Origin of the sequence: Novosphingobium sp. ZW T3_23 (assembly GCF_044987305.1) — a bacterium.
Classification (GTDB): domain Bacteria; phylum Pseudomonadota; class Alphaproteobacteria; order Sphingomonadales; family Sphingomonadaceae; genus Novosphingobium.
Genome location: NZ_JBJDRF010000100.1, coordinates 1 through 8385, shown reverse-complemented (window position 1 = coordinate 8385; position 8385 = coordinate 1). Strand labels below are relative to the sequence as shown.

The following is an 8385-nucleotide window of genomic DNA, read 5'->3' as shown; positions in this document are numbered from 1 at the left end:
GGCGAGATCGTCGATGGCGATGGAGGCCCCTTGCATGGCTTGAGGCGATAGTGGAAAGGGCCACGAGTGCCAAGCTGGCCGCGTCCCACACGGAGTCGCCGATGTCGATTGCCCGCCTTACCGATGCCGAACGCGACGAAGCGCTGCCTGCGCTGCCTGCCTGGGAACTGGCGGAAGACGGCCTTGCTCTCTCGCGTAAGCTGAAATTCAAGGATTTCAACGAGGCGTTCGGCTTCATGACACGTGTGGCGATCCACGCGGACAAGGTCGACCATCATCCTGAATGGTTCAATGTCTACAATCGCGTGGAGATCACGCTGACCACGCATGACGCAGGCGGGCTCAGTCGCCGCGACGTGGAGATGGCGCGCTTCATAGACGCCCTGGCGCCCCAGGCCTGACAGGGGCGCTGCGGTGAAGCAGCACGAAGAGCTTTTTCTCACGCGCCCGCTGTCGGTCGTGCTGGATTTCGTGCGCTTCGGCGCGGCGCTGCTGGTCGCCGTGGGACACGCGGTCCAGCTGGGCCTCTATCACGGCTGGTTTCCGTTCGGCGTGCGGATGCAGCACTACTGCGTGATCGTGTTCTTCGTGCTGTCCGGGCTGGTCATCAGCACTTCGGTGCTGGGCGGTCGGTCCAGCCTGCCGCGCTATGCGGTGGCGCGTCTGTCCCGCATCCTGCCGGTCGCGATCCCCTCGCTGGTGTTCAGCACGCTTGCCGCCTACCTCCTGGCGGGGCCGGGTCCGGTCCGCATGGACAACAGCCCGGAAGACGCGCTGGCCGTGACCAGGCAACTCCTGGCGCCGCTGACGTTCATCAGCGCCTGGCCCGGCGTGGCGGGGCCGGTCTGGAACCCGCCATACTGGTCGCTTTGCTATGAGGTCTGGTACTACGCGATCTTTGCGCTGGCCTTCTTCCTGCGCGGCTGGTCGCGCGTCGTCGCCGTGGCCATGGGCTGCGTGGCGGCGGGCGGGGCGATCCTGCTGCTGATGCCGGTGTGGCTTTTCGGCGTGGCTCTGACCCATGCGCCGGTCGCGCGCCGTCTTCCGCTCGGCGCCGCGCCGATCGTGGCCCTTGGCGCGCTTGTGATGGCGCTTGCCCTGTTCCGTGTCGATCACGACGTGCTCAATCCGGTGCTGAAGGCCTGGTGGCCGGGCGATGCCGAATGGTCGCAATGGGCGCTTTCCGACGTGTTCATGGGCATCGTGATGACGCTGGCGCTGGTGGCCTTGCGCCCGGTGGCGAGCCGGTGGGAGGGCGCGATCCTGCGGTGCGGCGAGGCAGCGCGGACGCTCGCCGGTTTCTCCTTCACGCTCTACCTGTTCCACTGGCCCCTTATCCAGCTCCTGCGGTCCTGGGGGCTGGAGGCCGGCCGCAGCTTCCCTGTCTTCGCGGCACTGATCGCGCTGATCGTGCTGGCCTGCGCGGGGATATCGATCCTGACGGAACGCCAGTCGCCGCGTCTGCGCCGATGGATGGAGATGCGCTTTCTCGACAAACCCGCGCGCATGGCGCCAGCCTAAAGCGCGGGATTATTGTAGCAGTGCCAGGTGAAGATCGCGGCGGCGCCGCGATAGGGGCGCCAGTCCTCGGCCAATGCGCGCGTTTCCTTTTCGCTCGGGCGTTCCGCCAGACCCAGGATCTTGTGTAGCCCCGCCTGAACGGCGAGGTCGCCCGCAGGCCAGACGTCGGCGCGGCCTTCCGCGAAAAGAAGGTAGATTTCCGCGGACCATCTGCCGATCCCCTTGATCCGCACCAGTTGGGCGATGGCTTCCTCGTCGTCACGCGGGAGGTTGTCGAAATCCAGCGCCCCGGCGACAACCAGTTCGCAGAGGCTGCGTGCATAGCCTTGTTTCTGGCGCGACAGGCCGCATCCGCGAAGCGCGTCGAACTCCGCGGCCAGCAGGGTTTCGGGCGCGATTCCCTCACCCAGCAGGTCTTCGAGGCGTTTCCATACCGAAGCCGCCGCCGCCACCGAGACCTGCTGGCCCACGATCGTGCGCAGCAGGGTGGCATAGCCACTCGGCCGCAGGCGCGGCTCTGGGTAGCCGGCCGCATCGAGCGCGCGGGCGATGGCGGGCTCTTTCGCGGCGATGGCGTCCAGTCCCAGTTTCAGTGCGTCAGCGCTCAGGCCCATTCGTCGATTACCTTGCAAAAGCGGGTTGCAGCCATTAGCAGCCGGCCTCAAAGGCCGAAACATGCATGTTATGATACATGCAATATCAAAAGAGGATCGACGAGAATGCCGCAGATCATCGTCATCAACCAATCGGGCGAAGAATCTACTGTAGAGGCCGCCGAAGGCCGCACCCTGATGGAAACGATCCGCGACAGCGGCTTCGACGAACTGCTGGCCCTCTGCGGCGGCTGCTGTTCCTGCGCAACCTGCCATGTCCACATCGATCCCGCTTTCGCCGACAAGCTGCCGGCGATGAGCGAAGACGAGAACGACCTGCTCGACAGCTCGGACCACCGCAACGAATACTCGCGCCTGTCGTGCCAGGTTCCGATCACGGCGGCGCTCGAAGGCTGCAAGATCACCATCGCGCAGGAAGATTGAGGATTCGCGTCCAAGGCTGAGCGATCCGGCGTCGTCCCGGACTTGATCCGGGACCGCTGGCCGTGGACCGCCCACGCCGCGGCAGGGCGCTCTCACGCAAGCTATCGCCTCTAGAACTGCCAGCGGTCCCCGATCAGGTCCGGGACTACGGTGGGGCCATGCCGGAAGCGGTGAAAATCCGCTTTCGGCAGATAATCGCGCAAAACATTTGCGCCTTTCCCCTTCACTTCCTACCTGTGCGGCCATGACTGCACCGATCCCCCAGCGCTCCACTCTCGATCTCATCGGCAACACCCCGCTCGTCCTCCTCAAGGGGCCAAGCGAAGCGGCGGGCTGCGAGATCTGGGGCAAGTGCGAATTCGCCAATCCGGGCGCTTCGGTGAAGGACCGCGCGGCGCTCTGGATCGTGCGCGACGCAGAGGCGAAGGGGCTGCTCCAGCCCGGCGGCACCATCGTCGAGGGGACGGCGGGCAATACCGGCATCGGCATCGCGCTCGTCGCCAACGCGCTGGGCTACAAGACGATCATCGTCATGCCCGAAACCCAATCGCGCGAGAAGATGGACACGCTGCGCGCGCTCGGCGCCGAGCTGGTGCTCGTCCCGGCCGCGCCGTTTTCCAATCCCGGCCACTTCGTCCATACCTCGCGCCGCCTGGCCGAGGAAACGCCGGGGGCGATCTGGGCCAACCAGTTCGATAATATCGCCAATCGCAAGGCGCATATCGAAAGCACCGCCCCGGAAATCTGGCAGCAGATGGAAGGCCGCATCGACGGCTTCACTTGCGCGGCCGGCACCGGCGGCACGATCGCGGGCACGGGCCTGGGCCTCAAGGCGTTCGACGAGAATATCGCCGTCGCCTTGACCGACCCGCATGGCGCCGCGCTTTACAACTACTACGCACACGGCGAACTCAAGGCCGAGGGCAGCTCGGTTGCCGAGGGTATCGGGCAGGGCCGGATCACCGCCAACCTCGAAGGTGCGCCGATCGACACCCAGTTCCGCATTTCCGACGAGGAAGGCCTTGAATGGGTGCGCCGACTGCTGACGGAAGAAGGGCTCTGCCTCGGCCTGTCGTCGGGCATCAACGTGGCCGGGGCGGTCGCGCTTGGCCGCAAGCTGGTTTCGGAAGGCAAGACCGACGCGCGCGTCGCCACGATCCTGTGCGACACCGGCTTCCGCTACCTCTCGTCGCTCTACAATCCGGAATGGCTGAAGTCGAAGAACCTGCCCGTCTTCCCATGGCTGCAATCCTGAGGTAAACGGTCTGTCGATGGCAGGACACATTCCGCCTACTCTGGTCGGGGTCACGATGGTCGAACCGATCACATCACCGCAGCACTTCGTGCCGCCGACGGCGCGCGAACTGCGCTCTCAGGCCGTGCATCGCTTGCAGGTGGGGCTTTTCGGCCTCTGCGCCATGCTGCTGATCGTCGGGCTGGCGAACATCATCAACGATCGCACCCGCCTGATCGACACCACCGATCCGATCCAGCAGGTCGTCGCCGTGGACGCGAAGCCGAAAAAGACGGCGAGCGACCCGCTTGCCGATATCGGCGTGGTGCCGGCGGCCGATCCCAGCCCAACGCCCGCGCCGACGCCTGAAGCCACCGATGTCGAAACGAGCGGCACTGCGGTTCAGTAATTCGACGGTCGGCATTCCGCGCAGCTTGGTCACGCTTCTGGCGGGCGCCCTGGCACTCGCTGCCTGTGGCGATTCGGCCGCGCCGCGATCCGGCCGTCCGATCGGGCTCTATACCAGCCTGCCGATAGTCTGGGGCGAGAGCGGCGATATTCGCGCGCTGCTTGCCTCCGAACGGCCACGGCACTGGGCCCTGGCCGCGCTCTCATCGGCGGGACCGGTGATCCCCCTGGATGCGCTGGCGGATGGGAGCGGCACTCTGCCGCTGCCCCGCGATGCGCTGCTGGTGCTGGCCCAGCCGCGCCCGCTCGGCCCGCAGGAAAACGTGGCGCTGGACCGTTGGGTGCGGCAGGGCGGCAGGGTTCTGGTCTTTGCCGACCCGATGCTCACCGCACCGACCGGTTACGCCCTGGGTGATCCGCGTCGACCGCAAGACACCGTGCTGCTCTCGCCGATCCTGTCCCGCTGGGGATTGCGCCTGGAGTTCGACGAAGTGCAGCCCTCCGGCGAGCATCGGGTCGAAACCACGCTTGGCGCGATCCCGGTGAACCTTCCCGGACGTTTCCGTGTCGCGGGGAATTTCGGGGAGAGTGGGGAGAAGCGGGGCCGCGCACCATTCACGGGAAATTCCGGGATCAAGGGGAAAGCCGGGGATGCGCCCGGAACCTGCCAGCTTGAGGCTGAAGGCCTCATCGCTCGCTGCCGGGTGGAAAAGGGGCGGGTTCTCGGGGTTTCCGATGCTTCCATCCTGGAAGAGAGCGACGATCCCGATAGGCTCACCCAGCGGCGGAAAGCACTGGCGGCGCTGATCGCTCGTGCCGAAAGTGGGGATTGAGCGGGGATGCACGGACACGTGCTTTAACTCAGGGAAAATCCATAGATATCAGGCGTTTTTAGAGTTTAAAGGCTGTTAACGTGACGGCCGGTGGGATGACCCGTGTCTAAAATCCGAAGAAATCCGCCGATTATTTCCCGCCGATCCCCACATTTCCCTTTAATCCCCGAATTTCCCGTTATAAAAGCAATGTCAATCGGAATGGCTGAGTCTCGTCGTGCCCTGTGCTCAGGGTGCGGACCCAATCGCGCGACCGTGCGGTGGGGCAGAGCCCTGTCATGCCCGAGAGGCAAGCCAAGGGGCGAAACAGGGACATCATGGCTGGGCAGCCATTCATCTACAACGGACAGGGCTTCTCGCTGCTACGCGACAAGAACCGTTTCGTGCTGCCCAATGCATTTCGCGGCACTGTGCGCGAATCGAGCGGCAAGGACCTGCTCTGCCTGACCACCCATGACCGCTGGCCCTGCCTTGTCGGCTTCGGTCTCTCGCGCATCCAGGACTTCGAGCAGGAAATCCGCGAACAGCAGGATATCGCCCTGCGCGCGGGCAAGGATTTCGACGCGGAAAAGCGGGCGGCGGATATCTACGCCTCCTACGAAGTACCGTTCGACGGCAGCGGCCGTTTCGTCCTGCCTGAGGATCTGGCCGCGCTCGCCAATGTCACCGACCAGCTCTACTTCCGCGGCAACGGCCGCTTCTTCACGGTGTGGAGCCCGGAAAACCTCAACGAAATGGATGAAGGCTGGAAGGCCGCGCAGACCGCCTGCCGCAGCCTTGCCGCCAAGGAACTTCAGAAAGCGTCGAAGAAATGAGCGCCTCTCGCACCATACCCGAGGGCGTTCCCCACGTTCCGGTGCTCCTTGAGGAGGTCGTCGCCGCCCTGAACCCCCAGGGCGGCGACGTCATCGTCGACGGCACTCTGGGCGCGGGCGGCTATACCCGCCGCCTGCTCGATGCCGGCGCGACCGTCCATGCTTTCGACCGTGATCCCGACGCCATCGCTGCAATCGTGGATAACCGCGCGAAATGGCCGGAACTCGATGCCAATCCGCCCCGCCTCGTGTTGCACGCGCGCCGCTTCTCCGAAATGGTCGCGGGCCTGGAAGAAGCCGGAGTCACCAGCGTGGACGGCGTCGTCATGGATATCGGTGTCTCCTCGATGCAGCTCGACCAGGCGGAGCGCGGCTTCGCTTTCGGAGCCGATGGTCCGCTGGACATGCGCATGAGCCAGTCGGGCATGTCCGCCGCCGATTTCGTGAACGAGGCCGACGAGGCCGAGATTGCCGACGTGCTCTATCTCTACGGCGAAGAGCGCCAGTCGCGCCGCGTGGCGCGCGCGATCGTGGCGGCTCGTCCGATCGAAACGACCGGCGAACTCGCCCGCGTGGTCCGCAAGGCCTTGGGATACAATGCAAACTACAAGGGAGCTTCCGCGCCGAAGGATCCGGCGACGCGCAGCTTCCAGGCGATCCGTATCCACGTGAACGGAGAGCTGGACGAACTCGATGCCGGGATGGAAGGGGCTGAAACCGTGCTGAGCGCCGGGGGGCGGCTGGCGGTGGTGACCTTCCACAGTCTCGAGGACCGCAAGGTCAAGCGCTTCCTGCGCGACGCCGCCGGGCAGGCCCAGACCACCTCGCGGCACCTGCCGCAGGTCGGCTCCGGCCCGCAGGCGACGTTCGGTCAGGTAGCCAAGGCCGTGCGGCCGGGGGAGGCGGAACTTGCCGCCAATCCCCGTTCCCGATCCGCAACCCTGCGCGCCGCCGTGCGCACCGAAGCCCCCCCAAGAAAAACGGTCCATGATGGCCGTAAAGACCCCAGGAGTGCCGCATGAACCTCACTCGCGATCGCGTCCATTCGATTGGGTGGTTTTCCGTGCTGCTGGTCTGCGGGGCGCTGACGATCGGCCTCACCCTGCGCGTCAATGCGGTGAAGAGCCAGGTCCACGATACCGAGAAGCGGATCGTCTGGGTGCAGCAGGACATCAACTTCCTGGAGACGGAGTTCCAGACCCGCTCGAACCAGCAGGCGCTCAAGGAACTCAACGACGTGGAGTTCGGCTACAAGGCGCCGACGGCCGCGCAGTACATAGAAGGCGAGCGCCAGCTTGCCGCGCTGGGCATGCCGGTTGGGCCGGGCGCGCCCGCGCCGATCCGCTATGCCAATGCCGAGAAGACGGGCGAGGGAGCCGGGGCCGACAACGGGGGCCTTCTGGCGATGGTCTCGCCGGTGAACGGCAGCGCAGCCGCAGAGCCCGAGCCCAAGGGAGCTGGCGGCAAGAACCGCGATCCGGAGCGCGAGCAGATCGCGCGTGACGCCGCTGCCCTCGGCAGCCGCCTGGCGCGGATCGAAGTGGCGGAGGCCGCCCAGCAGTGAATGCTCCGGCCTTCCCGATCGGAGCGGTTCCCACCACGGTTTCGACCGGCCGGCGCAAGCTGTTCAACGTCCGCCAGCAGTCGCTGCTGGTGGCGAAGATGCGCACGCTGTGGATCCTTGGCGTTTTCACGCTGATCGGCCTGATAGCCTTTTTCCGGATCATCTTCCTGGGCGTGACCGGCCCTTCGGTGCGTGGCGGCGACCTTTCGGACCTGCTGGTGCCCCAGCGCGGCGAGATCGTCGATCGCAACGGCGTGCCGCTTGCGCGTGAATTCCGCACTTATTCGCTCTGGTTCAATCCCAAGGCGATGAGCGAAGGCTCGTCGCTGATCCACACGCCGGCCGAAGTGGCCGATGGGCTCATCCGCATCTTCCCCGATCTCGACCGGGCCGAACTGATCGCCAAGCTCTCGTCCGGCAAGCCCGGCTATCTGCGCAAGTCGATCCTGCCCGAGGATGCCAACAAGGTCCACGCGCTGGGCGAACCGGCTCTGGAATACCCGCAGGAAGCCACGCGTTTCTATCCGCAGGGTTCGATGGCGGCATCGGTGCTGGGTTATGTCGATACCTTCGGCAAGGGCCAGGTCGGCATGGAGCAGGCCTTCGACAAGCAGCTCACCAGCCCCGAAGGTCGCATGCAGCCCGCCACCCTCTCGATCGACTTCCGCGTGCAGAGCGCGCTGGAAGACGAACTGGGCAAGGGCATGGCGCTCAGCAAGGCCAAGGGCGCGGCGGGCGTCATCCTGGATGTTGATACCGGCGAGATTCTGGCGCTGGCTTCGCTGCCGTCGTTCGATCCCAACCACGTCCAGCCCAGCGACCTCGTGATTACCGAGGAGCAGGCGAAGGCGGGCGACGTGCCGCGCGGGTTCAACCGCGTGACCAACCAGGTCTACGAACTGGGCTCCACCTTCAAGCCGATCACCGTCGCCGCCGCGCTCGACGCGGGCAATATCACCGATCTGCGCCGCCG

At 65.6% G+C, this 8385-nt stretch carries 11 protein-coding genes; 10 read left to right on the top strand and 1 reads right to left on the bottom strand.

Annotated elements, in window-relative coordinates; all coding sequences use genetic code 11:
- The first annotated feature begins 101 nt into the window (after positions 1 to 101).
- Together ACI3K3_RS24995 and ACI3K3_RS24990 are read left to right on the top strand one after the other, a co-directional pair.
- Positions 102 to 401 carry a 4a-hydroxytetrahydrobiopterin dehydratase gene (locus ACI3K3_RS24995; protein WP_404918710.1) on the top strand — a complete coding sequence of 100 codons (300 nt, stop codon included), beginning with the start codon at positions 102 to 104 and terminating at the stop codon, positions 399 to 401.
- Positions 402 to 414: 13 nt separating this feature from the next.
- Positions 415 to 1521, top strand: a complete 1107-nt coding sequence (locus tag ACI3K3_RS24990) for an acyltransferase family protein (protein ID WP_404918708.1) — start codon at positions 415 to 417, stop codon at positions 1519 to 1521.
- Here ACI3K3_RS24990 and ACI3K3_RS24985 read toward each other — a convergent pair.
- The gene (locus ACI3K3_RS24985; RefSeq protein ID WP_404918706.1) at positions 1518 to 2135 is read right to left on the bottom strand and encodes a DNA-3-methyladenine glycosylase family protein; all 618 of its coding nucleotides are present in this window, start codon (positions 2133 to 2135) and stop codon (positions 1518 to 1520) included. The genes ACI3K3_RS24990 and ACI3K3_RS24985 overlap by 4 nt on opposite strands.
- Before the next feature lie 105 nt (positions 2136 to 2240).
- Here ACI3K3_RS24985 and ACI3K3_RS24980 point away from each other — a divergent pair, with 105 nt between their 5' ends.
- The 8 genes from ACI3K3_RS24980 to ACI3K3_RS24945 all read left to right on the top strand — a co-directional run.
- Entirely contained in the window at positions 2241 to 2558 is a 318-nt protein-coding gene (locus ACI3K3_RS24980) for a 2Fe-2S iron-sulfur cluster-binding protein (protein ID WP_404918704.1), read from the top strand.
- 244 nt (positions 2559 to 2802) lie between these two features.
- Positions 2803 to 3813, top strand: a complete 1011-nt coding sequence (locus ACI3K3_RS24975) for a cysteine synthase A (RefSeq protein ID WP_404918702.1) — start codon at positions 2803 to 2805, stop codon at positions 3811 to 3813.
- Between the two features lie 16 nt (positions 3814 to 3829).
- Positions 3830 to 4201 carry a hypothetical protein gene (locus ACI3K3_RS24970; RefSeq protein ID WP_404918700.1) on the top strand — a complete coding sequence of 124 codons (372 nt, stop codon included), beginning with the start codon at positions 3830 to 3832 and terminating at the stop codon, positions 4199 to 4201.
- 25 nt (positions 4202 to 4226) lie between these two features.
- Positions 4227 to 5033 (top strand): ABC transporter, encoded by an 807-nt coding sequence (locus tag ACI3K3_RS24965; protein WP_404918698.1) that lies wholly within the window; start codon positions 4227 to 4229, stop codon positions 5031 to 5033.
- A gap of 317 nt (positions 5034 to 5350) precedes the next feature.
- The gene (locus tag ACI3K3_RS24960; protein WP_404918696.1) at positions 5351 to 5848 is read left to right on the top strand and encodes a division/cell wall cluster transcriptional repressor MraZ; all 498 of its coding nucleotides are present in this window, start codon (positions 5351 to 5353) and stop codon (positions 5846 to 5848) included.
- Positions 5845 to 6870, top strand: a complete 1026-nt coding sequence (gene rsmH, locus ACI3K3_RS24955; protein ID WP_404918694.1) for a 16S rRNA (cytosine(1402)-N(4))-methyltransferase RsmH — start codon at positions 5845 to 5847, stop codon at positions 6868 to 6870. The genes ACI3K3_RS24960 and rsmH overlap by 4 nt, the downstream gene beginning before the upstream one ends.
- Entirely contained in the window at positions 6867 to 7412 is a 546-nt protein-coding gene (locus ACI3K3_RS24950; RefSeq protein WP_404918692.1) for a hypothetical protein, read from the top strand. The genes rsmH and ACI3K3_RS24950 overlap by 4 nt, the downstream gene beginning before the upstream one ends.
- A gap of 98 nt (positions 7413 to 7510) precedes the next feature.
- A partial coding sequence (locus tag ACI3K3_RS24945) for a penicillin-binding transpeptidase domain-containing protein (protein ID WP_404918711.1) occupies positions 7511 to 8385 on the top strand: 875 nt, incomplete at its 3' end.

Excerpts from the sequence above, each read along its gene's own strand:
- ACI3K3_RS24995 (WP_404918710.1), top strand. The coding sequence starts at position 102 with ATGTCGATTGCCCGCCTTACCGATGCCGAACGCGACGAAGCGCTGCCT.
- ACI3K3_RS24985 (WP_404918706.1), bottom strand. The coding sequence starts at position 2,135 with ATGGGCCTGAGCGCTGACGCACTGAAACTGGGACTGGACGCCATCGCC.
- ACI3K3_RS24980 (WP_404918704.1), top strand. The coding sequence starts at position 2,241 with ATGCCGCAGATCATCGTCATCAACCAATCGGGCGAAGAATCTACTGTA.
- ACI3K3_RS24975 (WP_404918702.1), top strand. The coding sequence starts at position 2,803 with ATGACTGCACCGATCCCCCAGCGCTCCACTCTCGATCTCATCGGCAAC.
- ACI3K3_RS24970 (WP_404918700.1), top strand. The coding sequence starts at position 3,830 with ATGGCAGGACACATTCCGCCTACTCTGGTCGGGGTCACGATGGTCGAA.
- ACI3K3_RS24960 (WP_404918696.1), top strand. The coding sequence starts at position 5,351 with ATGGCTGGGCAGCCATTCATCTACAACGGACAGGGCTTCTCGCTGCTA.
- rsmH (WP_404918694.1), top strand. The coding sequence starts at position 5,845 with ATGAGCGCCTCTCGCACCATACCCGAGGGCGTTCCCCACGTTCCGGTG.
- ACI3K3_RS24950 (WP_404918692.1), top strand. The coding sequence starts at position 6,867 with ATGAACCTCACTCGCGATCGCGTCCATTCGATTGGGTGGTTTTCCGTG.